This window comes from Streptococcus mitis (assembly GCF_946190285.1).
Lineage (GTDB): Bacteria > Bacillota > Bacilli > Lactobacillales > Streptococcaceae > Streptococcus > Streptococcus mitis_CP.
Map to the genome: position 1 here is coordinate 109,625 of NZ_CAMHZX010000001.1, position 26,261 is coordinate 135,885.

28 protein-coding genes are annotated in these 26,261 nt (G+C 41.7%); 20 read left to right on the top strand and 8 right to left on the bottom strand.

Annotated features, from left to right (window positions below):
- Positions 1 to 28 precede the first annotated feature (28 nt).
- From N8L39_RS00550 to N8L39_RS00560, 3 genes are all read right to left on the bottom strand, one after another.
- Positions 29 to 481 carry an NUDIX hydrolase gene (locus N8L39_RS00550; RefSeq protein ID WP_261010020.1) on the bottom strand — a complete coding sequence of 151 codons (453 nt, stop codon included), beginning with the start codon at positions 479 to 481 and terminating at the stop codon, positions 29 to 31.
- A gap of 128 nt (positions 482 to 609) precedes the next feature.
- The gene (locus N8L39_RS00555) at positions 610 to 2,868 is read right to left on the bottom strand and encodes an ATP-dependent Clp protease ATP-binding subunit (RefSeq protein WP_261010019.1); all 2,259 of its coding nucleotides are present in this window, start codon (positions 2,866 to 2,868) and stop codon (positions 610 to 612) included.
- A gap of 230 nt (positions 2,869 to 3,098) precedes the next feature.
- Entirely contained in the window at positions 3,099 to 3,329 is a 231-nt protein-coding gene (locus N8L39_RS00560) for a DUF1797 family protein (protein WP_000443570.1), read from the bottom strand.
- A 190-nt stretch (positions 3,330 to 3,519) separates the two neighbouring features.
- Between N8L39_RS00560 and N8L39_RS00565 the strand changes: the two genes are divergently transcribed.
- The 4 genes from N8L39_RS00565 to N8L39_RS00580 all read left to right on the top strand — a co-directional run bounded on the left by N8L39_RS00565 (position 3,520) and on the right by N8L39_RS00580 (position 6,965).
- On the top strand, positions 3,520 to 4,203 hold the full coding sequence (locus tag N8L39_RS00565) for an amino acid ABC transporter permease (protein ID WP_001011642.1): 684 nt from the start codon (positions 3,520 to 3,522) through the stop codon (positions 4,201 to 4,203).
- The gene (locus N8L39_RS00570; protein WP_000140954.1) at positions 4,203 to 4,937 is read left to right on the top strand and encodes an amino acid ABC transporter ATP-binding protein; all 735 of its coding nucleotides are present in this window, start codon (positions 4,203 to 4,205) and stop codon (positions 4,935 to 4,937) included. Before N8L39_RS00565 ends, N8L39_RS00570 begins: the two co-directional genes overlap by 1 nt.
- Before the next feature lie 177 nt (positions 4,938 to 5,114).
- Complete coding sequence (locus tag N8L39_RS00575) at positions 5,115 to 5,972, top strand: bifunctional methylenetetrahydrofolate dehydrogenase/methenyltetrahydrofolate cyclohydrolase (protein ID WP_261010018.1); 858 nt, start codon at positions 5,115 to 5,117, stop codon at positions 5,970 to 5,972.
- Positions 5,973 to 6,113: 141 nt separating this feature from the next.
- Positions 6,114 to 6,965 (top strand): NAD(P)H-hydrate dehydratase, encoded by an 852-nt coding sequence (locus N8L39_RS00580; protein WP_261010017.1) that lies wholly within the window; start codon positions 6,114 to 6,116, stop codon positions 6,963 to 6,965.
- Positions 6,966 to 6,989: 24 nt separating this feature from the next.
- On the opposite strand, the gene N8L39_RS00585 is transcribed toward N8L39_RS00580, so the two are convergent.
- Positions 6,990 to 7,175 (bottom strand): hypothetical protein, encoded by a 186-nt coding sequence (locus N8L39_RS00585; RefSeq protein WP_001068558.1) that lies wholly within the window; start codon positions 7,173 to 7,175, stop codon positions 6,990 to 6,992.
- Positions 7,176 to 7,406: 231 nt separating this feature from the next.
- Here N8L39_RS00585 and rpiA point away from each other — a divergent pair, with 231 nt between their 5' ends.
- The 6 genes from rpiA to deoD all read left to right on the top strand — a co-directional run bounded on the left by rpiA (position 7,407) and on the right by deoD (position 13,090).
- A complete protein-coding gene (gene rpiA, locus N8L39_RS00590) occupies positions 7,407 to 8,090 on the top strand; it encodes a ribose-5-phosphate isomerase RpiA (protein ID WP_261010016.1) in 684 nt (227 codons plus the stop codon).
- 23 nt (positions 8,091 to 8,113) lie between these two features.
- Complete coding sequence (locus tag N8L39_RS00595; RefSeq protein ID WP_261010015.1) at positions 8,114 to 9,325, top strand: phosphopentomutase; 1,212 nt, start codon at positions 8,114 to 8,116, stop codon at positions 9,323 to 9,325.
- A 1-nt stretch (position 9,326) separates the two neighbouring features.
- Positions 9,327 to 9,887: a DUF1697 domain-containing protein gene (locus tag N8L39_RS00600; protein ID WP_261010014.1), complete on the top strand. Its 561-nt coding sequence runs from the start codon at positions 9,327 to 9,329 to the stop codon at positions 9,885 to 9,887.
- On the top strand, positions 9,884 to 10,693 hold the full coding sequence (locus N8L39_RS00605) for a purine-nucleoside phosphorylase (protein ID WP_261010013.1): 810 nt from the start codon (positions 9,884 to 9,886) through the stop codon (positions 10,691 to 10,693). Before N8L39_RS00600 ends, N8L39_RS00605 begins: the two co-directional genes overlap by 4 nt.
- Before the next feature lie 2 nt (positions 10,694 to 10,695).
- Positions 10,696 to 11,979, top strand: a complete 1,284-nt coding sequence (locus N8L39_RS00610; protein ID WP_261010012.1) for a chloride channel protein — start codon at positions 10,696 to 10,698, stop codon at positions 11,977 to 11,979.
- Positions 11,980 to 12,379: 400 nt separating this feature from the next.
- Positions 12,380 to 13,090, top strand: a complete 711-nt coding sequence (gene deoD / locus N8L39_RS00615; RefSeq protein ID WP_261010011.1) for a purine-nucleoside phosphorylase — start codon at positions 12,380 to 12,382, stop codon at positions 13,088 to 13,090.
- Between the two features lie 26 nt (positions 13,091 to 13,116).
- Here the strand turns inward: deoD and N8L39_RS00620 are convergent, their stop codons facing one another.
- The 3 genes from N8L39_RS00620 to coaA form a co-directional block, all read right to left on the bottom strand.
- Complete coding sequence (locus N8L39_RS00620) at positions 13,117 to 13,641, bottom strand: DNA topology modulation protein (RefSeq protein WP_261010010.1); 525 nt, start codon at positions 13,639 to 13,641, stop codon at positions 13,117 to 13,119.
- Positions 13,642 to 13,693: 52 nt separating this feature from the next.
- Complete coding sequence (gene rpsT / locus N8L39_RS00625; RefSeq protein ID WP_001274000.1) at positions 13,694 to 13,930, bottom strand: 30S ribosomal protein S20; 237 nt, start codon at positions 13,928 to 13,930, stop codon at positions 13,694 to 13,696.
- A gap of 67 nt (positions 13,931 to 13,997) precedes the next feature.
- The gene (coaA, locus tag N8L39_RS00630; RefSeq protein ID WP_004258795.1) at positions 13,998 to 14,918 is read right to left on the bottom strand and encodes a type I pantothenate kinase; all 921 of its coding nucleotides are present in this window, start codon (positions 14,916 to 14,918) and stop codon (positions 13,998 to 14,000) included.
- A 200-nt stretch (positions 14,919 to 15,118) separates the two neighbouring features.
- On the opposite strand from coaA, the gene N8L39_RS00635 reads away from it, so the two are divergent.
- From N8L39_RS00635 to N8L39_RS00675, 9 genes are all read left to right on the top strand, one after another.
- A complete protein-coding gene (locus N8L39_RS00635; protein WP_261010009.1) occupies positions 15,119 to 15,523 on the top strand; it encodes a hypothetical protein in 405 nt (134 codons plus the stop codon).
- Positions 15,524 to 15,733: 210 nt separating this feature from the next.
- Entirely contained in the window at positions 15,734 to 16,324 is a 591-nt protein-coding gene (locus N8L39_RS00640; RefSeq protein ID WP_306800137.1) for a class I SAM-dependent methyltransferase, read from the top strand.
- Entirely contained in the window at positions 16,321 to 17,598 is a 1,278-nt protein-coding gene (locus N8L39_RS00645; protein ID WP_261010008.1) for a pyrimidine-nucleoside phosphorylase, read from the top strand. Before N8L39_RS00640 ends, N8L39_RS00645 begins: the two co-directional genes overlap by 4 nt.
- A gap of 19 nt (positions 17,599 to 17,617) precedes the next feature.
- Positions 17,618 to 18,280, top strand: a complete 663-nt coding sequence (gene deoC / locus N8L39_RS00650; protein WP_261010007.1) for a deoxyribose-phosphate aldolase — start codon at positions 17,618 to 17,620, stop codon at positions 18,278 to 18,280.
- Positions 18,267 to 18,656 (top strand): cytidine deaminase, encoded by a 390-nt coding sequence (locus N8L39_RS00655; protein ID WP_084888385.1) that lies wholly within the window; start codon positions 18,267 to 18,269, stop codon positions 18,654 to 18,656. Before deoC ends, N8L39_RS00655 begins: the two co-directional genes overlap by 14 nt.
- 89 nt (positions 18,657 to 18,745) lie before the next feature.
- Positions 18,746 to 19,798 carry a BMP family lipoprotein gene (locus N8L39_RS00660; protein ID WP_049543026.1) on the top strand — a complete coding sequence of 351 codons (1,053 nt, stop codon included), beginning with the start codon at positions 18,746 to 18,748 and terminating at the stop codon, positions 19,796 to 19,798.
- Between the two features lie 142 nt (positions 19,799 to 19,940).
- Entirely contained in the window at positions 19,941 to 21,476 is a 1,536-nt protein-coding gene (locus N8L39_RS00665) for an ABC transporter ATP-binding protein (protein WP_261010006.1), read from the top strand.
- Positions 21,469 to 22,527, top strand: a complete 1,059-nt coding sequence (locus N8L39_RS00670; RefSeq protein WP_000038669.1) for an ABC transporter permease — start codon at positions 21,469 to 21,471, stop codon at positions 22,525 to 22,527. The genes N8L39_RS00665 and N8L39_RS00670 overlap by 8 nt, the downstream gene beginning before the upstream one ends.
- A gap of 2 nt (positions 22,528 to 22,529) precedes the next feature.
- Entirely contained in the window at positions 22,530 to 23,486 is a 957-nt protein-coding gene (locus N8L39_RS00675; protein WP_000029124.1) for an ABC transporter permease, read from the top strand.
- 38 nt (positions 23,487 to 23,524) lie between these two features.
- On the opposite strand, the gene plsY is transcribed toward N8L39_RS00675, so the two are convergent.
- Entirely contained in the window at positions 23,525 to 24,166 is a 642-nt protein-coding gene (gene plsY, locus N8L39_RS00680) for a glycerol-3-phosphate 1-O-acyltransferase PlsY (protein WP_261010005.1), read from the bottom strand.
- 135 nt (positions 24,167 to 24,301) lie between these two features.
- On the opposite strand from plsY, the gene parE reads away from it, so the two are divergent.
- Complete coding sequence (gene parE, locus N8L39_RS00685; protein ID WP_261010004.1) at positions 24,302 to 26,245, top strand: DNA topoisomerase IV subunit B; 1,944 nt, start codon at positions 24,302 to 24,304, stop codon at positions 26,243 to 26,245.
- The last annotated feature ends 16 nt before the right edge of the window (positions 26,246 to 26,261 follow it).

The window sequence follows — 26,261 nt, forward strand, 5'->3', positions numbered from 1 at the left end:
TAGCACTTTTTGAATAAAGTAGCTTGATTTAGTCAATCTTATGCTGTTTTTTCCAAGATTGGATGGCCCATTTATGGCTACCACGTTTGAGGTTTTCAATAGCCTCGTCAATAGGGAACCAGGCAATATGATTAAAGTCCTCTAGTGGTTTTTGCACTTCTTTGAAAGAAATCGCTTCATAGAGGTAGGCAGGATTGTAGTAGTAGGTGTCACGGTGACGAGAGTAGAAATATTCGTCAGCTTGTCCGTAATAGGTACCAATTTCAGCTGTGAAGCCAAGCTCTTCAATCAATTCACGCTTTAGTGCTTCTTGATGATTTTCACCTGCTTCAATTTCACCACCTGGTAGGAACCAAGCACCATTAGGTGCTTGAACAAGAACAATTTGTTTTTGTTCAGTATCAGGGATAACTGCATATACGCCATAGCGTGAAACATAGTCTGTATTTGCTTTCTTTTCTCCGAAAGTTGGGTTTGCCATTGCATTTTCCTCATTATCTATTATCTTTATTATTATCTTAATGGACAAAGGCCGAGCTGTCAAGAATTTATAGTTATTTTATAAAAAGGAGCAGAAAATTTTCATTTTCTACTCCTTTTCTATAGGATTTATACTTCTTTTTCAGAAGTTTTTACTTCAGCTTTTTTGGCAGACTTAATTTGAATCTTGCCCTTGCTGGTCATAACTGCCTTGAGGTCTTTTTCGCTTGGATTTTCAAGATAGTAATCAGTGATTGCGTCCTCAATATAGTCTTGAATAGTCCGACGAAGTGGGCGTGCTCCCATTTTTGGATCATAACCGAGGTCAACTAATTTTTCCTTGACCTTGTCAGTTACATTGAAATGAATATTGTTGCTAGAAAGGCGCTTGTTAACGTCTGCTAGCATAAGCTCGACAATCTGAAGGAGATTGTCCTTGCTGAGAGCCTTAAATTCGATAATACCATCAAAACGGTTCATAAACTCTGGGCTAAAGAAGTTACCGAGTTCACCGAGAACAGAATTGGTACGTCCTTCACGAGCTGCCCCAAATCCAACGCTGGCTTCTGCCTTACCTGTACCTGCATTTGAAGTCATGATGATGATGGCATCCTTGAAGCTAACGGTACGTCCTTGCCCGTCTGTCAAACGACCATCGTCCAAGACTTGAAGGAACATATGCATGACATCTGGATGGGCTTTTTCAACTTCATCAAGAAGGATGAGAGAATATGGATTGCGGCGAACTTTTTCAGTTAATTGACCAGCCTCATCATAGCCAACATAACCTGGAGGGGCACCGACCAATTTAGCCACGCTGTGTTTTTCCATATATTCACTCATATCAAAGCGAATCATACTGTCAGCAGAACCAAAGAGTTCGATAGCTAGTTGTTTGGAAAGTTCCGTCTTACCGACACCAGTTGGCCCAACAAAGAGGAAGCTTCCAATAGGACGGTTAGGCGTACCGAGTCCAACACGATTACGGCGAATAGCTTTGGCAATCTTATCGACCGCATCATCTTGGCCAATAACATGAGACTTGAGATCTTCGGCTAGATGGATGAGTTGAGATTGTTCTTTCTCTTTTAAATCACCAACAGGGATATTGGTTTTCTGCTCGATAATGTGCTCAATGGTTTTCTCACTGATGATAGGAGTATCTTGGTCTGTGACCTTTTTCTTTTGCATTTCCTTATACTTGGCAATCTGATCGCGGAAGTAGGCTGCTTTCTCAAAATCTTCCTCTCGTGTAGCTTGAGATTTAAGATTTTCAGCTTCAATCAAGCGTTGATCAATTACTTTAGGATCCACAAAATTCAAGGTCAAGTTCATTTTAGAACCAGCTTCATCTAGGAGGTCAATGGCCTTGTCAGGCAAGAAGCGATCTTGGATGTAGCGATTGGAAAGAGTTGCAGCTGCTTCAATTGCAGCATCGGTATACTGAACGTGGTGGTAGTCTTCGTATTTCTTTTGAATACCTTTGAGGATAGTGATTGTTTCTTCCACCGTTGGTTCATCGACCTTAACAGGTTGCATGCGACGCTCTAGAGCAGCATCTTTTTCAATGATACGGTATTCATTGAGGGTAGTAGCACCGACCAATTGCAGTTCTCCACGAGCAAGGGCAGGCTTGAGGATATTCCCTGCATCCATATTGCCATCGCCTGCAGAACCAGCACCAACAATTTCATGGATTTCATCGATAAAGAGGATGATGTCCTCACGTTTGCGAATTTCTTCCATGAGTTTTTGCATGCGTTCTTCAAATTGTCCACGAATACCTGTTCCTTGAACTAGGCTAACCACATCCAGACGGATGACTTGTTTACCTTGTAGTTTATGTGGAACATCGCCATCAACGATTTTCTGAGCTAGACCTTCGACAACGGCAGTTTTTCCGACACCTGGTTCACCGATAAGAACAGGATTATTCTTGGTTCTGCGATTGAGAATCTCGATGACGCGGATAATCTCATCGTCGCGCCCAATAACGGGATCTATATCTCCACGACGGGCAATTTCAGTTACGTTGATACCAAATTCTTCTAGCAGGCCTTTTTCTTGGCTTGGAGGCGGAGTTTGAGCAGATCCACGATTTTGGGAACCATAACCACCGTTTCCACCGTAACCTCCACCTGATTGGGTTGGGGGAGTCGGAGGAGTGTTGTTAGAAGGTCTAAAATTATTTAGGTCATTGAAGAAATCACCAAAGGGATCAAAGTCACGATTGTTCAGATCTGTCATACCTTTAAAGAGGCTATTGTTAGGATCTGTCTTGATAATCTTATAGCAGTTTTGACAGAGGTCAATTTGTTTTTGCTTTCCATTAAGATTGGTATAAAGATGAATTGTTGAGTCGTTGATTTTACAGTTTTGACAAAGCATACATCTACCTCATTTCTTTCTTTAGGCTGACCTGTCTAAAGGTCAAAAATAGTCAAAATTCTATAATTTCATTATAACAGGATTGGGGTGTAAAGCAAGTAAAAAGATTGTAGCTTTGAGAAGTTGTTACAAGGAAAATCTTTGTGAGTTTAGACTATAAAAAAATCCTATTTGTGAGACAAAAAGGATTTTGGTTAGACATGCAGGGTGTAATCCCAGCTTGTTTTGTATTAGTAAAGGAGTTCGTAAATCTCCATTGCAATCAAGTCAATGCTGTCAAACGTATAAGTTTCGCGAGCTTCGACATCACGAAGGGTAAAGATTGAGCCGTTTTCTTCGTCGTGGCTGTATGCAACTTCTGCAACAACAACTCCTTCGCGTTCAAAATTACGTTTTAAATTTCCGCCGTCTTTTGCCATTGCTTCAAGGCGGTTGATGATTCTAACCAAATGTGATTCCATTTTGATTCTCCTTCATTTCTTATCGTTACTATTTTACCATAAAGGAGGTCAACTTGCCTAGAAAAAACTAAGATTTCTCGCTAATTCTACCAACTTAAAGATTTTTTGAATAAATTAGACAAAAGATTTGAATTTTAATTCAATTCATGTTATAATCATACAGTATTCTATTTTAGAAAGCAGTGTGACTATGAATTTTTCTTTTTTACCTAAGTATTTACCTTATTTTAACTATGGGGCTGTCGTGACGGTTCTCATTTCTATCTGTGTTGTCTTTTTGGGAACTATTTTGGGTGTTGTCTTGGCTTTTGGGCAACGTTCAAAGTTTAAACCGCTTGTCTGGCTCGCCAACTTGTACGTTTGGATTTTCCGTGGGACACCGATGATGGTTCAGATTATGATTGCCTTTGCCCTTATGCATATCAATGCTCCGACTATTCAGGTTGGGATTTTGGGTGTTGATCTTTCTCGTCTGATTCCAGGAATTTTGATTATCTCTATGAACAGTGGTGCTTATGTTTCTGAGACTGTTCGTGCCGGTATTAATGCGGTTCCTAAGGGGCAGTTAGAAGCGGCTTATTCTTTAGGGATTCGTCCTAAAAATGCGATGCGCTATGTGATTTTGCCACAAGCAATCAAAAATATCTTACCAGCCTTGGGGAACGAATTTATCACTATTATCAAGGATAGTTCTCTCTTATCAGCTATTGGGGTCATGGAGTTGTGGAATGGTGCTACAACAGTTTCTACAACAACCTATTTGCCTTTGACACCACTTTTATTTGCAGCCTTTTATTACTTGATTATGACTTCTATTTTGACAGTGGCCTTGAAAGCTTTTGAAAAACGTATGGGACAAGGAGATAAGAAATAATGACAGAAACCTTGATAAAAATTGAAAATTTACATAAATCCTTTGGAAAGAATGAAGTATTGAAGGGCATCAACCTCGAGATTAAAAGAGGAGAGGTTGTCGTCATCATCGGTCCTTCAGGAAGCGGGAAATCTACCTTGCTTCGTTCTATGAATTTGTTGGAAGAAGCGACCAAGGGGAAGGTTATCTTTGAGGGAGTCGATATTACGGATAAGAAGAATGATCTTTTTGCCATGCGTGAGAAGATGGGCATGGTTTTCCAACAATTCAATCTCTTTCCTAATATGACTGTGATGGAAAATATCACCTTGTCACCTATCAAGACCAAAGGTGAGAGCAAGGCTGTTGCTGAGAAGAGAGCCCAAGAGCTTTTGGAAAAAGTTGGTTTGCCAGATAAGGCAGACGCTTATCCACAGAGTTTGTCAGGTGGTCAGCAACAACGGATTGCCATCGCGCGTGGGTTGGCTATGGAACCTGATGTCTTGCTCTTTGACGAGCCAACTTCAGCCCTGGACCCTGAAATGGTAGGTGAGGTGTTGGCTGTTATGCAAGACTTAGCCAAGTCAGGAATGACCATGGTTATCGTAACGCATGAGATGGGATTCGCTCGTGAGGTGGCAGACCGTGTCATCTTTATGGCAGACGGTGTGGTTGTTGAAGATGGAACACCTGAACAGATTTTTGAACAAACCCAAGAACAACGGACTAAAGACTTCTTGAGTAAGGTTTTATAAGTTAGCTTTGTTTAGCTATTTGTAGCTAGCTTTACATGTAAAGTATAGATGAATGAAAAGCTCGACTCGAGCTTTTTCTTATAGTTTGAAACTATAGGATAGCCTAGGAAAGAAGTGTTAGAGGGGATTAGCAGTTTTTGATATAATGGAAGATATTTGAAAGAAAAGAGAAGTGATATGACACAGATTATTGATGGGAAGGCTCTAGCAGCTAAGTTACAAGGACAGCTGGCTAAAAAGACTGCAAGATTAAAAGAAGAAACGGGGCTAGTACCTGGTTTGGTGGTGATTTTAGTTGGGGACAACCCTGCCAGCCAAGTCTATGTTCGCAACAAGGAGAAGTCAGCCCTTGCGGCTGGTTTCCGTAGTGAAGTTGTGCGAGTTCCAGATACCATTACTCAAGAGGAATTGTTAGACTTGATTGCCAAATACAATCAAGATCCAGCTTGGCATGGAATTTTGGTCCAGTTACCATTACCAAAACATATTGACGAAGAGGCAGTTTTATTAGCTATTGATCCTGAAAAGGACGTAGATGGTTTCCATCCCCTAAACATGGGACGTCTCTGGTCTGGTCATCCAGTCATGATCCCTTCTACACCTGCAGGGATTATGGAAATGTTCCATGAATACGGGATTGACTTGGAAGGTAAAAATGCGGTCGTCATCGGTCGTTCCAATATTGTTGGAAAACCCATGGCCCAGCTTCTTTTGGCAAAGAATGCGACAGTGACTTTGACCCACTCACGGACTCATAATCTTGCCAAGGTGGCTGCTAAAGCAGATATTCTGGTGGTCGCAATCGGTCGTGCCAAGTTTGTGACTGCTGACTTTGTCAAACCAGGTGCGGTAGTCATTGACGTTGGGATGAATCGTGATGAAAATGGTAAGCTCTGTGGGGATGTGGATTATGAGGCAGTTGCCCGACTTGCTAGCCATATTACGCCAGTTCCTGGAGGTGTAGGTCCTATGACCATTACTATGCTGATGGAGCAAACTTATCAAGCAGCACTCCGGACATTGGATAGAAAATAAGAGAAAAATTTTCTGAGGAAAGTGTATTTTCTATAGCTATATCTAAAATGGCAGAAATGAATATTAAATTTTAGAAATAAGTTTATAAAAGGAGGTATGCGCCTCCTTTTTGTTGTATAATAAATGCGAGAGGGAAAAACGATGAGAGTGATTGATCAAACCTTACTAGAAAAAGTCATTATTGAACGTTCTCGTACCAGTCATAAAGGAGACTATGGCCGTCTGCTGTTGCTTGGTGGGACTTATCCTTATGGTGGTGCTATCATCATGGCTGCTTTGGCAGCTGTTAAAAGTGGAGCTGGTTTGGTGACCGTTGGAACAGATAGGGAAAATATCCCAGCTTTGCACAGTCATTTACCGGAAGCTATGGCCTTTTCTCTTCAAGACCAGCAACTGTTAAAAGAGCAGTTGGAGAAGGCAGAAGTGGTCTTAGTGGGACCTGGTTTAGGAGACGATGCTTTTGGAGAAAATCTAGTCAAACAGGTCTTTGCTAGCTTAAAAAAGAATCAGATTTTGATTGTAGACGGAGGGGCCTTAGCCATCCTTGCTAGAACAAGTTTGTCATTTCCGTCTAACCAGATTATCCTAACTCCTCACCAAAAAGAATGGGAAAAGCTGTCTGGTATTGCTATTGAAAAGCAAAATGAAGATGCAACGGCTAGTGCCCTAACTTCCTTCCCTCAAGGAACAATTTTGGTAGAGAAAGGTCCAGCTACTCGTATTTGGCAAGTTGGTCAGTTTGATTATTACCAGTTACAGGTTGGCGGTCCCTATCAGGCGACTGGGGGAATGGGAGATACTCTGGCTGGGATGATCGCAGGATTTGTAGGCCAATTCCGACAGGCCAGTCTCTACGAACGTGTGGCAGTGGTAACCCATCTTCATTCAGCCATAGCCCAAGAACTATCTCAAGAACATTATGTGGTCTTGCCGACGGAAATCAGTACTCATCTTCCCAAAATAATGAAAAAAATATCTCAAAAAGGCACCTGATCGTTTTAGGCGCCTTTATATCTTTTAGAAAAATCCTTTAATCTTTCCAACGAGGCCATCTAGACCTTCAGAACCAGAAATCAACTGCTGAGCTTGAGAGAAGTATTCTCCAAGCTGTTCTTGATTTTCTGCAACAAATGTTTTTGCAGCTTCGAAATCTTTTGTTTCGATTAATTCTTTTACTTGGTTAAATAAATCTAATGGGTTCATCTTATGTCTCCTTTTCTGTACTTAACTATTTAATCATCTTTATGATAAAAAATCAACTGTTGCTGCTTTTGGCTAGGACATGTTTTTATCTACAAGTTCTCATAACTAAGATTCTAACTACCAAAACAAGGTGGACATAAAAATAAAAATGTTCGGGTTTTTCTAGTGTATCCATGAAATAAAAAAGGATACATGTTATAATAGAAATAGCTCTTTAATGGAGGTGTTTGAGTGGAAAATCTGAAGAAAATGGCAGGTATCAAGGCTGCTGAGTTTGTCAAGGATGGCATGGTAGTCGGACTTGGAACGGGGTCTACTGCCTATTATTTTGTAGAAGAAATCGGTCGTCGTATCAAGGAAGAAGGATTGCAGATTACAGCTGTAACGACTTCTAGTGTGACCAGTAAACAGGCTGAAGGGCTTAATATCCCACTCAAGTCTATTGATCAAGTAGACTTTGTCGATGTGACAGTTGACGGGGCGGATGAAGTGGATAGTCAGTTTAACGGAATCAAAGGTGGTGGTGGTGCCCTTCTCATGGAGAAGGTTGTGGCAACGCCCTCAAAAGAATATATTTGGGTAGTGGATGAAAGCAAGCTAGTCGAGAAACTGGGTGCTTTTAAATTGCCAGTAGAAGTGGTTCAGTATGGCGCAGAGCAGGTTTTTCGTCGTTTTGAGCGAGCTGGCTACAAACCAAGTTTCCGTGAAAAAGACGGCCACCGTTTTGTGACGGATATGCAGAATTTTATCGTAGATCTTGCCTTGGATGTCATTGAAGATCCAATTACTTTCGGACAAGAATTGGACCATGTTGTTGGTGTTGTAGAGCACGGCTTATTCAACCAAATGGTGGATAAGGTCATCATTGCTGGACGAGACGGGGTTCAGATTTTAACTTCAACAAAAGCAAGATAACTAAAATAATAAGGAGATACACTATGTCAAAATTTAATCGTATTCACTTGGTGGTACTAGATTCTGTAGGAATCGGTGCTGCACCAGATGCTAATAACTTTGTCAATGCAGGGGTTCCAGATGGAGCTTCTGACACACTGGGACACATTTCAAAAACAGTTGGTTTGAATGTGCCAAACATGGCTAAAATTGGTCTGGGGAATATTCCTCGTGAAACTCCTCTTAAGACTGTTCCAGCTGAAAGCAATCCAACAGGATATGCAACAAAATTGGAAGAAGTATCTCTTGGTAAGGATACTATGACTGGACACTGGGAAATCATGGGACTCAACATTACTGAGCCTTTCGATACTTTCTGGAATGGATTCCCAGAAGAAATCTTGACAAAAATCGAAGAATTCTCAGGACGTAAGGTCATTCGTGAAGCCAATAAACCATACTCAGGTACAGCTGTTATCGATGATTTTGGACCACGTCAGATGGAAACTGGAGAGTTGATTATCTATACTTCAGCTGACCCTGTTTTGCAAATTGCTGCCCACGAAGATATTATTCCTTTGGATGAATTGTACCGTATCTGTGAATACGCACGTTCTATTACCCTTGAGCGCCCAGCCCTTCTTGGTCGTATCATTGCTCGCCCTTATGTAGGTGAACCAGGTAACTTCACTCGTACAGCCAACCGTCGTGACTTAGCCGTTTCTCCATTTGCACCGACTGTTTTGGATAAATTGAATGAAGCTGGTATCGATACTTACGCTGTTGGTAAAATCAATGATATCTTTAACGGTGCTGGTATCAACCATGACATGGGCCACAACAAGTCAAACAGCCATGGAATTGATACACTGTTGAAGACTATGGGCCTTGCTGAGTTTGAAAAAGGATTCTCATTCACAAACTTGGTTGACTTTGATGCCCTTTACGGCCACCGTCGTAATGCTCACGGCTACCGTGATTGCTTGCATGAGTTTGATGAACGCTTACCTGAAATTATCGCAGCCATGCGAGAGAACGACCTTCTCTTGATTACTGCGGACCACGGGAACGACCCAACTTACGCAGGAACAGACCACACTCGCGAATATATCCCACTTTTGGCTTACAGTCCTGATTTTAAAGGAAATGGTGTCATTCCAGTAGGACATTTTGCAGATATTTCAGCGACTGTTGCCGATAACTTTGGTGTGGAAACTGCCATGATTGGGGAAAGTTTCTTAGATAAATTGGTATAAGATGACGCGTTATGCTTTACTTGTTCGGGGCATTAATGTTGGTGGGAAAAATAAAGTTATCATGGTGCAACTTCGTCAAGAACTGACAGAGTTGGGACTGGAAAAGGTTGAGACCTACATCAACAGTGGCAATATTTTCTTTACTTCGACAGACCCTAAAGCCCGATTGGTTGAAAAGTTAGAGGCTTTCTTTGAAGTCCATTATCCGTTTATTCAGAACTTTTCCTTGCTGAGTCAGGAAGACTATGAAGCAGAGCTGGAGAATCTGCCAGATTGGTGGACTAAAGACCTGACTCGAAAAGATGTGCTCTTCTACACGGAGAGCTTGGATGTGGATCAAGTGATCGAGAAAGTGAACAGTTTGGAACTGGAAGATGAAGTCGTTCATTTCGGAAAACTTGGTATTTTCTGGGGGAAATTTTCTGAAGAATCCTACTCTGAGACTGCCTATCACAAGTACTTGCTCAAGATGCCTTTCTATCGCAATATTACCATTCGCAATGCTAAAACTTTTGACAAAATCGGTCAAATGCTAAAAACTAATAAAGGAGACACACAATGACATTTTTAGATAAAATCAATGAAACAGCTGCTTTCCTGAAGGACAAGGGAATCCAAACGCCTGAGTTCGGTCTAATCCTTGGGTCAGGACTTGGAGAATTGGCAGAAGAAATCGAAAATCCAGTTGTAGTAGACTATGCTAAGATTCCAAACTGGGGCCGTTCAACAGTAGTCGGTCACGCTGGTAAATTAGTATATGGGGAACTGGCAGGTCGCAAGGTTTTGGCTCTTCAAGGGCGCTTCCATTTCTACGAAGGAAACCCTCTGGAAGTTGTGACTTTTCCAGTTCGTGTCATGAAAGTTCTTGGATGTAAAGGTGTCATTGTAACCAATGCAGCTGGCGGTATTGGATATGGGCCTGGTACTTTGATGGCTATCTCAGACCATATCAACATGACAGGTCAAAACCCATTGATGGGTGAAAACTTGGATGAATTTGGTCCTCGTTTCCCAGATATGTCTAAGGCCTACACACCAGAATACCGTGCTACTGCCCATGAAGTGGCTAAAAAACTTGGTATCAAGCTTGATGAAGGTGTCTATATCGGTGTTACTGGTCCAACTTATGAAACACCAGCAGAAATCCGTGCTTATAAGACACTGGGAGCAGATGCAGTTGGTATGTCGACTGTTCCTGAAGTTATTGTGGCAGCCCACTCAGGCTTGAAAGTTCTAGGAATTTCATGTATTACTAACTTTGCGGCTGGTTTCCAAGAAGAACTCAACCACGAAGAAGTTGTAGAAGTGACTGAACGTGTTAAAGGTGACTTCAAGGGCTTGCTTAAAGCGATTCTTGCTGAATTGTAATCATGTTAAAAGACTTGAGGAGATTTTTTCGAAAGATTCCTTATAATTTTAGATTATTCCTTGCAGTAATTCTACAAGGAATAGTTACTGGTTTATCTGGTATAGTTCTCCATTATCTTTTAGAGATGGTAGAGACTCTAGCTTTTGGTCAGTCAGAGCATCATAGTGGATTTTTGACAGATGGAGTTTCCTCCTCACGGATAGGACTAAGTTTAATAATCGTTGGTATTGCTTCATCCTTGGTCTGGTATTTCTTGCAAAAAGGGTCGAAGATTTTTTCCATCAAAGCTCAGATGAAGGATGAGACTTCACAAAACAAGCTTCATTTTTTAAGACAGCTATTTCATTCAATTTGGCAGATCATTGCAGTTGGAGGGGGAGCGCCTATTGGAAAAGAAGCTGCGCCACGAGAGATTGGAACTCTATTTGCAGGGCCAATTGGAAAAACATGTTTTCTCTCTAAGAAGGATCAAATCTTTCTCCTTGCTTGTGGTGCTGGTGCTGGTTTAGCGGCTGTTTATCAGGTTCCATTAACAAGTGTCTTCTTTGTTTTTGAAACCCTAGGAATTGCTCTATCTACTAAACGATTTGTCTTAGTCGGTTTGACTACCTATGTCTCAACCTATATAGCAGGCTTGGTTATTTCAGATCAGGCTCTCTACCAGATTCCAGCCATCACATGGTCATTAAAGGAAATATGGATTATTCCCTTATTACTTCTTTTCTTACCCCCACTAGCTTGGCTTTTTGGTCGCTTAAGTAAGGCAGCGTCTTCAAACAGAATAAAAGATAAACGAATACTTCTCACATTGCCCTCAGCTTTTCTTTTTCTTGTTGGTCTTGCAAGTTCCTTTCCACATCTACTTGGCAATGGACGCATGATGGCTCAGGAAATTTTAAATGGTAGCAGTGGTCAAACAGTGCTTCTCATGTTTTTCCTAAAAGCAGTGGTCGTTCTTATTATCCTTTGGGCAGGGGCCTATGGTGGTACTCTTACGCCATCTTTTGCCTTGGGGATGGCTGGAGCTGGTCTCTTGGGCGTGATTCTAGGTTTGGACAGTCAGCCAACCGTTTTACTTTTGGGATCTGTTTGCTTTTTATCTGTGACCTTGAGGGCGCCCTTTTCTGCAACCGGATTAGTTATAGGTTTCACTGGGCTAGGTATAGATTCTCTTCCGTATCTCTTAGTAACAGCTGTTTTAGCCTATGAATTTGCAAAAATGTTAGACCGCTTTCCTTGGGCTAGCATACTGTGTCAGAAGTCAAAGAATAAAGTAATTAGGTAGGAAATGCCCATTTTTTCTAGTCAAGGATTTGATTTAAAAGATTAAAAAATACTCTCAATTTATTTATAACTGTTTTAAATAAAAATGAAGTAGGCCTATTGGAATCTTGATTGAATCCGATTTTTCCTAGCTATGAAATATAAAAATAAAAAAAGAAAGGTAGAGCGTGTGTTTTGATTTGAACACGAGCGGAAAACTTTTCTAAAAACTCAGAAGAGAAGGGAAGTTCGGGCTTGAATTGAATCCGGGCTAATCTTCTCAATATCATCAAAATTAATAAAGAAAGGAATTGAACCCACCCTAAAAGCAGTGGGAAAAAGATAGTTGGTCTAGCGAGCATTGCTCACTGCACCCAACTCCTATTTTCCCTTTGCTTTTTGACGGGTTTGGTATCTTAACTATGTCTATCCATATTGCTGCTCAGCAGGGTGAAATTGCTGATAAAATTCTTCTTCCTGGGGATCCTCTTCGTGCTAAGTTTATTGCGGAGAATTTCCTTGAAGATGCTGTTTGTTTTAACGAAGTACGTAACATGTTTGGTTATACTGGTACTTACAAGGGGCACCGTGTATCTGTCATGGGAACTGGGATGGGAATGCCATCTATTTCGATTTATGCGCGTGAGTTGATTGTGGACTACGGTGTGAAGAAATTGATTCGTGTGGGAACTGCAGGTTCTTTGAATGAAGATGTTCACGTTCGTGAATTGGTTTTGGCGCAGGCAGCGGCAACCAACTCAAACATCGTCCGTAATGACTGGCCACAGTACGATTTTCCACAAATCGCTAGCTTTGATTTGTTGGATAAGGCCTACCATATCGCCAAAGAACTCGGTATGACCACCCACGTTGGGAACGTTTTGTCTTCTGATGTCTTTTATTCAAACTACTTTGAAAAGAACATCGAACTTGGCAAATGGGGAGTCAAGGCTGTGGAAATGGAAGCAGCAGCCCTTTACTATCTGGCAGCCCAACACCATGTTGACGCGCTTGCTATCATGACTATTTCTGATAGCTTGGTCAATCCAGACGAAGACACAACTGCAGAAGAACGCCAAAATACCTTCACCGATATGATGAAGGTTGGATTAGAAACCTTGATTGCAAAATAATTATATCCAAAAAAGGAAGCCCTTCTTTATGAATTAGAGGGCTTCCTTTTCTTATCCAGAAATTGGTCTATCTCTTTTTGTGATCTGAGGATGATCACCTTATATGGATAGTTTTTTTGAATCCACTTGTAGCGTTCCTTAGCGGATTTGCTCCGTCCATCCCAGAGAATCCATCGGATAAACTCCCAATTAAATTGTTCTTGACAACCAGCTGCCATACTTTCCCTGACCTTGCCTCGGTATTTGAGGTATCGTTTAAAGGCTCGTAGCAGACAATTCCAGCGAGAAAAATTAAGAAAGATGATTTGGTCAGCTTCCTGCATTCTTTCTTCGTAATAGCACCAAGAATAATTTCCATCGATGACCCAAGCTTCATGCTTGGTGAGAAAGTTTTTCATCTCTGTCAACATCCATTCGCGATCACTGTCTTGCCAACCGGGTTGAAATTGGAGTGTGTCCATGTGAAGTTTTGGGATGGAGTAGCAGTGAGACAACTTTTCAGCTAGAGTTGACTTACCAGCACCAGAATATCCGATAATTGCGATTTTCATTTTCTACCTTTTCCTATTTGGAGACAAAAAAACAGCCTCTATGGACTGTTTCTTATTTAGCAAGTTTAGCTGAAAGACGAGCTTTGTCGCGGCTTGCTTTGTTTTTGTGAATCAAACCTTTAGTTTCTGCTTTATCGATAGCTGAGCTAGCAGCACGGAAAAGTTCTTCAGATGGGTTTGCTTCGAAAGCTTTGATAGCAGTACGCATAGCTGATTTTTGAGCTGAGTTCTTTTCGTTTTGTTTAACGTTCAATTCAGCGCGTTTGATAGCTGATTTAATGTTTGCCAATGTTCTTACCTCCATATTTACTAACTATACCATTATATCTGAAAACTTACGTTTTGACAAGGGAAAATTATTTTTTTAAGTAAATTTCATCGATTTCATGGTTCTTTGTTTTATGAAGAATTACTTCTGCACGATTTCTAGTTGGTTCAATATAATTTTGTAGATTTGTGAGATTGATACTGGTCCAGACCTGATGGGCAAAGGATTCCACTTCCCCAATCGGCATTTGTGTAAAACGATAATAGTAGCTATCAGGATCGTTTTGGGCTAGGCTCAGCATTTTCAAGAAACGGTCTAGATACCAACTCTCGATGTCATCGACTGCAGCATCAACATAGATGGAAAAGTCAAAGAAGTCAGTAATGTAGAGACGCTCGTTTTGTGGATTTTGAAAGACATTTATTCCCTCAACAATAACAAAATCAGCAGCTTTGACGCTTTGCTTTTCCTCGGGTACGATGTCGTAGACTTCATGAGAATAGACAGGAATATCTACATCTTGTCCATTTTTGATGTGATCCAGGAAGTTGAGAAGAGCTTCCATATCATAGCTTTCAGGAAATCCCTTGCGATTTAAAATCCCTTGTTCAATCAAGGTCTGGTTGGGATAGAGAAAGCCATCAGTTGTTACCAACTCAACCGTAGCATCTGTAAGGGTACGGGACAGTAGGATTTGAAGTAGGCGACTGGTTGTGGATTTTCCAACGGCAACACTCCCAGAAACCCCAATGATAAAAGGCTGGGATTTGCTTTCACGTTGAAGGAAAATCCCTTTTGAAAAGGCCAAATCATCCTTGGTACGCTTGTAAATCTGGATGAGATGGGCTAGGGGGAGATAGACATCGGTAACATCCTGCAAGCTAATCTGGTCATTAAAACTCTTGATGGATTCTAATTCCTCTTCTGTCAAAGGAGGTGTTGTCTTTCGATGTAACGATTGCCAAGTCTGGCGGCTGATTTTTTCAAAATGTAAAAATTCGTTGGTCATTTGTTTTCCCCTAGATATTTTGTCTATCATACCATAAAAAGCTAAAAAAATAAAGCGGTTTCTTGATGATAGTAAGCCAATATCGTATAATAGAGGTAGATAGAGGTTGACCAATTTATAGATGAAGTAGGAGCTACTTTCTACTGATTTATAAGCTAATAAAGGGGGCTTTGAGGGTTACAACTTATAGGAGGTGTACTATGAAAATCTTAAAACGTTACACATTGGAACTTTGTTTTATTTTAAGTTTTGCACTACCTTTTATAAAAGGGGCGAATGCGGATAATGGTAGACGCTTTGTGGAAATCTATTACGGTTTTACTTTTTTGATGGAACATGCTATTGTAACAGCTGTCTTTATCTGTTCGCTCTTGATTGCTTGGCTACTCAAAAAACGGTGGACGAAACGGCTTGCTGCTGGAAGTTATGTCTTTTTAGTCCTATGGATTGCTACAGAGGGTTATTTATTCCGCATGTCACTAGAAGATTTAATCCGACTTTGGACAAGTTTGGAAATCCTGACAAAAACATATCAGTTGGGCTTTTATCTAAACATCCTGTTGGGAATTTTGTTGATAATAAAGTATTTGAAGGTTAAGCAATAGTCATAATAAATACGCCCGATTATAGATGATAAACTTTTTGTTATATCCTGACTATGATATTTCTAGTTCTAAATGGCTTATCATTCATCTATAAGTGTTGAAAGAGATTGAAGAAAATGTTTTACTTACTAGCTTTCTTCAGTCTTTTTCGTTTTATGATCAGTTTGTAAACGATTTACAATTTAAGTCAAATTATGGTAAAATAGTTTCATGAGTAAAATGTATTATGCAGAAAATCCTGACGCTGCTCACGACATTCATGAGTTAAGAGTGGACTTGTTGGGAGAAAAAATGACCTTTTTGACGGATGCAGGTGTTTTTAGCAAGAAAATGGTTGACTTTGGCAGTCAACTTTTGCTCAAGTGTCTTGAGGTCAATCAAGGAGAGAATGTCCTTGATGTAGGCTGTGGTTATGGGCCTCTGGGCTTGTCCTTGGCTAAGGCTTATGGAGTTCAGGCGACCATGGTCGATATCAATAATCGTGCCTTGGATTTAGCGCGACAAAATGCTGAACGAAATAAAGTAGAAGCGACGATTTTCCAGTCCAACATCTATGAACAAGTTGAAGGCACATTTGAACATGTCATTTCCAATCCTCCTATCCGTGCGGGCAAGCAAGTGGTTCATGAAATCATTGAGAAAAGTAAAGATTTCTTGGAAACTGGTGGAGATTTAACAATCGTTATCCAGAAAAAACAAGGGGCTCCAAGCGCCAAGTCCAAGATGGAAGAGGTGTTTGGCAATTGTGAAATCGTCAAAAAAGATAAGGGATACTATATCCTTAGAAGTGTGAACGAATGAGAGCAGTTGATTTAATTCAAAAGAAACGAGACGGTCAAGAATTGACTTCGAGTGAAATTGAATGGCTAGTTGAAGGCTATGTGTCAGGAACTGTTCCTGATTATCAGATGTCTGCTTTTGCTATGGCTGTTTATTTCAAAGGAATGACGACTCGAGAAATATCTGATTTGACCATGAGAATGGTTCAGACAGGCCAAGAGTTTGATTTATCCGCTATTGATGGGATTAAGGTTGACAAGCATTCTACTGGGGGTGTTGGTGATAAGGTGACTTTGATTTTAGCTCCTCTTGTTGCTAGCTTCGGTGTACCCGTGGCAAAAATGAGTGGTCGTGGTCTCGGTCATACTGGCGGAACGATTGATAAATTGGAGTCCATTAAGGGCTATCAAGTAGAACGTAGTCAAGAAGATTTTATTCGTCAGGTTCAGGATATTGGTGTATCTGTCATTGGGCAATCAGACCAGCTTGTCAAAGCAGATAAGCTTCTCTATGCCCTTCGTGATGTGACCGCAACTGTTGACACGATTCCTTTGATTGCGAGTTCGGTGATGAGCAAGAAAATTGCTGCAGGGGCGGATGCTATTTTGCTAGACGTGACCGTTGGTGAGGGTGCTTTCATGAAGACGGTTGATGAGGCGCGTGAGTTGGCTCAAACCATGGTGGAACTTGGTAAGGCAGTTGGTAGAAAAACGGTAGCAGTGATTACGGATATGAGCCAGCCCTTGGGACGAGCAATTGGAAATCGTCTGGAGATCCTTGAAGCACTGGAGATTTTACAAGGGCAAGGACGTCAGGATATTACCTACTTCATCTGTGAACTGGCTCAAATTATGCTTGGCCTGGCAAATGTTAACAAGACAGTTGAAGAAGTTCGCCAACATCTTGAGAATGGTCAAGCACTGGCTAAGTTTGAGGAGATGGTCCAAGCTCAAGGTGGAGACTTGGAAGACCTCTATCGTCCTGTCAATGTTACCCATGTGGTGGAAATCCCTGCTCAGGAAACGGGCGTCATTTCAGCTCTTCCAGCTATGGAATTTGGACTTTATGCTATGAGACTGGGGGCAGGCCGTGCAGTCAAGTCTGATGCCTTGGACTATGAAACAGGAATTGTTTTTGAAAAGAAAGTTGGAGATTCCGTTCAAAAGGGAGAAATTGTTGCAAAAGTATACACAAATGGAAAAATTTCTCCTCAGCTAGTTACAGATTTTCAAAAATATGTTAAAATAAATGATAGTGTGCAAAGTTTACGAGAAATCATAGAAATAATCTCATAAACTGCAGGAGAATCCGAATATGAAATTAAATAAATATATCGATCATACACTTTTGAAACAAGATGCGACAGAAAATCAAATTGATTGTTTGTTGTCTGAAGCTAGAGAGTATGATTTTGCCAGTGTTTGCGTTAATCCGACCTGGATTGAACATGCTAAAAAAGGGCTTGAAGGCACAGATGTCAAGGTCTGCACAGTAGTAGGTTTCCCCTTGGGAGCAACAACTTCAGCTGTGAAAGCATTTGAAACAAAAGAAGCTATCCAAAATGGTGCAGATGAGATTGATATGGTGATCAATGTTGGAGCTCTCAAAACAGGTAATCTTGATTTGGTTGAGTCGGATATTCGCGCAGTAGTAGAAGCAAGTGGTGACAAGTTAGTGAAAGTAATTATTGAAGCTTGCCTTCTGACAGACCAAGAAAAAGTTGTGGCTTGCCAATTGGCCCAAAAAGCGGGAGCTGACTTCGTAAAAACTTCAACTGGCTTTTCAACTGGTGGTGCTACGGTAGCAGATGTTACATTAATGCGTGAAACAGTTGGACCTGATATGGGTGTCAAGGCTGCAGGTGGAGCTCGTTCTTATGCAGATGCTCTTGCCTTTGTGGAAGCTGGGGCGACCCGTATTGGAACGTCAGCTGGGGTAGCCATTTTAAAAGGAGAATTGGCTGATGGCGACTACTGAGTTGATTGAACTAGCAATTGAAACCAGCAAGAAAGCCTATGTGCCCTATTCTCATTTTCCAGTCGGAGCTGTTCTAGTGGCGAAAGACGGAAGTGTTTACACGGGAGTGAATATCGAAAATGCTAGCTATCCTTTGACCAATTGCGGTGAGAGAACAGCCATTTTTAAGGCTGTATCTGAAGGCCAAAGAGAATTTTCAGAATTGATTGTCTATGGACAGACTGAAAAACCAATCTCGCCATGTGGAGCTTGTCGCCAAGTGATGGCTGAATTTTTTGAACAAGATCTAAAAGTGACCTTAGTCGCAAAAGATAAATCGACGGTCGAGATGACGGTCGGGGAGTTACTTCCATACTCTTTTACAGACTTAAACTAGTCTGAGTCGCTCTCTGAGTGGCACGGTCCTTGTGGCCAATCAATCCATACTTGCAACATCGTTGCACATCTTATTTAGGAGGTTCAGTAATGAACAAGAAACAATGGCTAGGCCTTGGTCTAGTTGCAGTGGCAGCAGTTGGACTTGCTGCATGTGGTAACCGCTCTTCTCGTAAGGCAGATTCATCTTCTGATGTGAAGACAAAAGCAGCAATCGTCACTGATACTGGTGGTGTTGATGACAAATCATTCAACCAATCAGCTTGGGAAGGTTTGCAGGCTTGGGGTAAAGAACACAATCTTTCAAAAGATAACGGTTTCACTTACTTCCAATCAACAAGTGAAGCTGACTACGCTAACAACTTGCAACAAGCGGCTGGAAGTTACAACCTAATCTTCGGTGTTGGTTTTGCCCTTCACAATGCAGTTAAAGATGCAGCAGCAGAGCACACTGATTTGAACTATGTCTTGATTGATGATGTGATTAAAGATCAAAAGAATGTTGCGAGCGTAACTTTCGCTGATAATGAGTCAGGTTACCTTGCAGGTGTAGCTGCAGCAAAAACAACTAAGACAAAACAAGTTGGTTTTGTAGGTGGGCAGGAGTCAGAAGTTATCTCTCGTTTTGAAGCAGGATTCAAAGCTGGTGTTGCGTCAGTAGACCCATCTATCAAAGTCCAAGTTGACTACGCTGGTTCATTTGGTGATGCTGCTAAAGGTAAAACAATTGCAGCTGCACAATACGCAGCCGGTGCAGATATTGTTTACCAAGTAGCTGGTGGTACAGGTGCTGGTGTCTTTGCAGAAGCAAAATCACTCAACGAAAGCCGTCCTGAAAATGAAAAAGTTTGGGTTATCGGTGTTGACCGTGACCAAGAAGCAGAAGGTAAATACACTTCTAAAGATGGCAAAGAATCAAACTTTGTTCTTGCATCTACTTTGAAACAAGTTGGTACAACTGTAAAAGATATTTCTAACAAGGCAGAAAAAGGTGAATTCCCTGGCGGTCAAGTGATCGTTTACTCATTGAAAGATAAAGGGGTTGACTTGGTAACAACTAACCTTTCTGAAGAAGGTAAAAAAGCCGTTGAAGATGCAAAAGCTAAAATCCTTGATGGAAGCGTAAAAGTTCCTGCAAAATAATGGATGGAAGTTATTTCTTAGGAAGCGGCCATCGGCCGCTTTTTAAGAGTTGAGACAAAGTCATTTTGTCTCAGTAAAGCTTGCTACTAGACAAACTAGCAAGTTTTATTGAAATAAAATAAGACTCTGAAAGGAAGAGCACATGGCACACGAAAATGTCATTGAGATGCGTGATATTACCAAGGTGTTTGGTGAATTTGTTGCCAACGACAAAATCAACCTGCACCTACGAAAAGGTGAAATTCATGCACTTTTAGGAGAAAATGGGGCTGGTAAGTCCACGCTCATGAACATGTTAGCAGGCCTTCTTGAACCAACTAGTGGTGAAATCGCGGTCAACGGTCAAGTTGTCAACCTTGACTCCCCATCTAAAGCAGCTGGCTTGGGAATCGGAATGGTTCACCAGCACTTTATGTTGGTAGAAGCCTTCACAGTGGCTGAAAACATCATTTTAGGTAGTGAATTGACTAAAAATGGTGTGCTAGATATCGCTGGAGCTAGCAAAGAAATCAAGGCTCTTTCTGAACGTTATGGCTTAGCTGTTGACCCTTCTGCCAAGGTAGCAGACATCTCAGTTGGAGCTCAACAACGTGTAGAAATTTTAAAAACCCTTTATCGGGGGGCTGATATCCTTATCTTTGACGAACCAACGGCTGTTTTGACTCCATCAGAAATTGATGAGTTGATGGCTATTATGAAAAATCTTGTCAAAGAAGGGAAATCAATCATCTTGATTACCCACAAGTTGGACGAGATTCGCGCAGTTTCTGACCGCGTTACAGTTATCCGTCGTGGGAAATCCATTGAAACAGTCGAAATTGCAGGAGCTACCAATGCTGATTTGGCTGAAATGATGGTAGGACGTTCTGTTTCCTTTAAAACAGAGAAACAAGCTTCTCAACCAAAAGAAGTGGTCTTGTCAATCAAAGATTTGGTGGTCAATGAAAACCGCGGTGTCCCTGCTGTCAAAAATCTATCCTTGGATGTTCGTGCGGGAGAGATTGTTGGTATTGCGGGTATTGATGGAAATGGTCAGTCTGAACTGATTCAAGCAATTACAGGCCTTCGCAAGGTTGAATCTGGTAGCATTGAGCTAAAAGGAGATTCAATTGTCGGTTTGCACCCACGTCAGATTACAGAGTTGAGTGTTGGGCACGTTCCAGAAGACCGTCACCGTGATGGTTTGATTTTGGAAATGATGATTTCTGAAAATATTGCCCTTCAAACCTACTATAAAGAACCACATAGTAAAAATGGAATTTTGAACTATTCAAATATTACTTCTTATGCTAAAAAGCTAATGGAAGAATTTGATGTTCGTGCTGCCAGTGAATTTGTTCCTGCGGCTGCACTCTCAGGTGGAAATCAACAAAAAGCAATTATTGCTCGTGAAATTGATCGAGATCCTGAACTCCTTATCGTCAGCCAGCCAACTCGTGGTTTGGATGTCGGTGCCATTGAATATATCCACAAACGTTTGATTGAAGAGCGTGATAATGGAAAGGCTGTCCTTGTTGTCAGCTTTGAACTAGATGAGATTTTAAACGTCTCAGACCGTATTGCCGTTATCCACGATGGGAAGATTCAAGGTATTGTATCACCAGAAACAACCAATAAGCAAGAACTTGGTGTCTTGATGGCTGGTGGAAACTTGGGAAAGGAGAAGAGTGATGTCTAAAAAATTACAACAAATTTCGGTTCCCTTGATCTCTGTCTTCCTAGGAATTTTACTCGGAGCCATTGTCATGTGGATCTTCGGTTATGATGCTATTTGGGGCTACGAAGAATTGTTCTATACAGCCTTTGGTAGTCTACGCGGGATTGGGGAAATCTTCCGTGCTATGGGGCCTTTGGTCTTGATTGGTCTTGGTTTTGCCGTTGCCAGTCGCGCTGGTTTCTTTAACGTCGGGCTTCCTGGTCAGGCTTTGGCTGGTTGGATTCTCAGTGGTTGGTTTGCCTTGTCGCATCCAGATATGCCACGTCCCTTGATGATTCTAGCAACCATCGTGATTGCCTTGATTGCTGGTGGGATTGTCGGTGCCATTCCAGGTATTCTTAGAGCCTATCTAGGGACGTCAGAGGTTATCGTAACCATCATGATGAACTACATTGTCTTGTATGTAGGAAATGCCTTTATCCATGCCTTTCCTAAAGACTTCATGCAAAGTACAGATTCGACGATTCGTGTTGGGGCTAACGCAACCTATCAGACCCCTTGGTTGGCTGAGTTGACTGGTAACTCGCGGATGAATATCGGTATTTTCTTTGCTCTCATTGCCGTTGCAGTCATTTGGTTCATGCTCAAGAAAACAACTCTTGGTTTTGAAATCCGTGCGGTTGGTCTTAATCCTCACGCATCAGAATACGCTGGTATTTCTGCCAAACGGACGATTATCCTCTCAATGATTATCTCAGGTGCATTAGCCGGTCTTGGTGGAGCTGTTGAAGGTTTGGGAACCTTCCAGAACGTCTATGTTCAAGGGGCATCCTTAGCTGTCGGATTTAATGGAATGGCGGTTAGTCTGCTTGCGGCCAACTCACCAATTGGTATTCTCTTTGCAGCCTTCTTATTTGGTGTTCTCCAAGTTGGAGCCCCTGGTATGAATGCGGCGCAGGTGCCGTCTGAGCTTGTCAGCATTGTAACAGCGTCTATTATCTTCTTTGTCAGTGTTCATTACCTTATCGAACGCTTTGTCAAATCGAAAAAACAAGTTAAAGGAGGTAAGTAAAGATGTCTATTACAACCTTGCTCACCCTCTTGGTGTCTTCTATGCTGATTTACTCAGCACCCCTCATCTTTACAAGTATTGGTGGTGTTTTCTCTGAACGTGGTGGTGTGGTAAATGTCGGCCTTGAAGGAATTATGGTTATGGGTGCCTTTTCTGGAGTTGTCTTTAACCTTGAATTTGCAGAACAATTTGGCGCAGCAACTCCATGGCTATCTTTGCTAGTTGCAGGATTGGTTGGAGGCCTTTTCTCTATCATCCACGCAGCAGCGACGGTTCATTTCCGTGCAGACCATGTTGTCAGCGGTACGGTATTGAACTTGATGGCGCCAGCCTTGGCTGTTTTCTTGGTGAAAGTACTTTATAACAAAGGACAAACCGACAACCTAAGTCAGACTTTTGGACGCTTTGATTTCCCAGTCTTGGCAAATATCCCAGTGATTGGTGATATCTTCTTCAAGTCAACTAGTCTTCTTGGTTATCTGGCCATTGCCTTCTCATTCCTTGCTTGGTTTATCCTCTTCAAGACTCGCTTTGGTCTTCGTCTCCGTTCTGTCGGTGAACACCCTCAAGCAGCGGATACCTTGGGAATCAACGTCTACAAGATGAGATACTTAGGAGTTATCATTTCAGGTTTCCTAGGTGGAATTGGTGGAGCGATTTATGCTCAATCCATCTCAGTTAACTTCTCAGTGACAACTATTGTTGGACCTGGATTTATCGCCCTTGCTGCAATGATCTTTGGGAAATGGAATCCAATCGGAGCCATGCTATCTAGTCTCTTCTTTGGACTTTCACAAAGTTTGGCTGTTATCGGATCTCAATTGCCGTTCCTGCAAGGAGTGCCTGCGGTTTACCTTCAAATCGCACCTTATGTTTTGACCATTCTTGTCTTGGCAGCCTTCTTTGGAAAAGCAGTTGCACCAAAAGCAGATGGTATCAACTATATCAAATCAAAATAAGCATACAAAAAAACGTCAGTACAGAATGAACTGGCGTTTTATTTTTTAGGATGTTGGTGAGTTAGGTTCAATCCCCAAGGGACTAAATTTTCAGTTTTATTTTTGATACGAGAGATATTATCCTTATGACGAATGATAATCAAACTAGCAAGTGCTAGGATAATGAAGATGAAGAGAGGGTCATAGTGATTCAGGATAAAACCAAAAAGCGGAAAGAGTAGAACCCCGATGACAGCCGCGATAGATGCTGTGACACTAGATAGTGAAATTATACTACCAAGATAGAGGGTTCCAAAGAAAACAACTGCTAGGTAGAGACAGAAGATAGGCGCAAATCCGAAAATCACTCCAGCACTGGTTGCGACAGCCTTACCACCCTTAAATCCTGCAAAGATAGGGAAGGTATGACCAATAACAGCCAAAAGTCCAAAGATGAGAGGCGAAACACCTTGCAGATGAAAAATAATCGGAAGAAGCGTTGCTAGGGTTCCTTTGAAAAAGTCAATCACAAAGGTTGCCATACCAGCTTTCTTACCTAAAATGCGGAAGGTATTGGTCGTTCCAGTGTTACCAGAACCATGTTCGCGCAGATTGATTTGAAAAAATACTTGTCCAATCCAGAGACCAGATGGAATCGAACCCAGCAGATAGGCTAGGATTAATAAAACTATTGTAATCATACTCCTATTATATCATGAAATGGAGAAGAAAGGCAGAGAATCTCTTCTGAAATTGTCACACCGGAGAAAGAAAAATTTTGCAAAATCCTTAGAAAACCTGTAGAATAGTAAAGATGAACGAATAGGAGGTTCCTTGTGTCAAAAAAGGAAATCAATATTAATAATTATAATGATGATGCCATTCAGGTGCTAGAAGGGTTGGATGCGGTCCGCAAACGTCCAGGGATGTATATCGGATCGACTGATGGGGCAGGACTCCATCACCTCGTCTGGGAAATTGTCGACAATGCAGTCGATGAAGCCTTGTCTGGATTTGGTGACCGTATTGATGTTACCATCAATAAAGACGGGAGTTTGACTGTACAAGACCATGGACGTGGGATGCCGACAGGTATGCACGCTATGGGAATTCCAACAGTTGAGGTTATCTTTACCATTCTTCACGCCGGAGGAAAATTTGGTCAAGGAGGATATAAAACTTCTGGTGGTCTCCACGGGGTTGGATCTTCCGTTGTAAACGCCCTATCAAGCTGGTTGGAAGTTGAAATTACCCGTGATGGTGCAGTTTACAAGCAACGTTTTGAAAATGGTGGCAAACCTGTTACGACTTTGAAGAAAATTGGTACAGCGCCCAAGTCTAAAACAGGTACCAAGGTTACTTTCATGCCGGATGCGACCATCTTTTCTACGACAGACTTCAAGTACAATATCATTTCAGAGCGTCTTAATGAGTCAGCCTTTCTTTTAAAAAATGTGACCTTGTCTTTGACGGACAAGCGAACAGATGAAGCGATTGAGTTTCATTATGAAAACGGGGTGCAGGACTTTGTATCCTATCTGAACGAAGACAAGGAAACCTTAACGCCAGTTCTATACTTTGAAGGCGAAGACAATGGTTTCCAAGTGGAAGTAGCTCTCCAGTACAATGATGGATTTTCAGATAACATCTTGTCCTTTGTCAATAACGTTCGCACCAAGGATGGTGGAACACATGAGACAGGACTCAAGTCTGCTATCACTAAGGTCATGAATGACTACGCGCGTAAGACAGGTCTTCTCAAGGAAAAAGATAAAAACCTTGAAGGCTCCGACTATCGTGAGGGACTAGCGGCCGTTCTTTCTATTCTTGTTCCTGAAGAACACCTTCAGTTTGAAGGTCAGACTAAGGATAAACTAGGCAGTCCACTAGCTCGCCCAGTTGTTGATGGGATTGTAGCTGATAAGTTGACCTTCTTCCTTATGGAAAATGGGGAATTGGCTTCTAACCTCATCCGCAAGGCTATCAAGGCGCGTGACGCTCGAGAGGCGGCTCGCAAAGCGCGTGATGAGAGCCGGAATGGTAAGAAAAATAAAAAAGACAAGGGCTTATTGTCTGGAAAATTGACCCCAGCTCAGTCTAAGAATCCTGCTAAGAATGAACTCTATCTAGTCGAGGGGGACTCTGCCGGTGGTTCTGCCAAACAAGGCCGTGACCGCAAGTTCCAGGCTATTTTGCCTCTACGTGGTAAGGTTATCAATACAGCCAAGGCCAAGATGGCGGATATCCTCAAAAATGAAGAAATCAACACCATGATTTATACCATAGGTGCTGGTGTAGGAGCAGACTTCTCCCTTGAAGATGCCAACTATGACAAGATCATTATAATGACCGATGCGGATACCGACGGTGCCCACATTCAAACACTTCTCTTAACCTTCTTTTACCGTTATATGCGTCCTCTTGTCGAGGCAGGACACGTTTATATCGCCCTTCCACCTCTTTACAAGATGTCAAAAGGTAAAGGCAAGAAAGAAGAAGTGGCTTATGCTTGGACGGATGGAGAACTAGAAGAACTCCGCAAGCAGTTTGGTAAAGGTGCTACACTTCAACGATACAAAGGACTTGGTGAGATGAATGCGGATCAGCTGTGGGAAACAACTATGAACCCAGAAACTCGAACTCTCATTCGTGTCACTATCGAAGATCTTGCTCGCGCCGAACGTCGCGTCAATGTCCTCATGGGGGATAAGGTCGAGCCACGCCGTAAGTGGATTGAGGATAATGTCAAGTTTACGCTAGAAGAAGCGACAGTGTTTTAAGTCACTTTTTAATGAA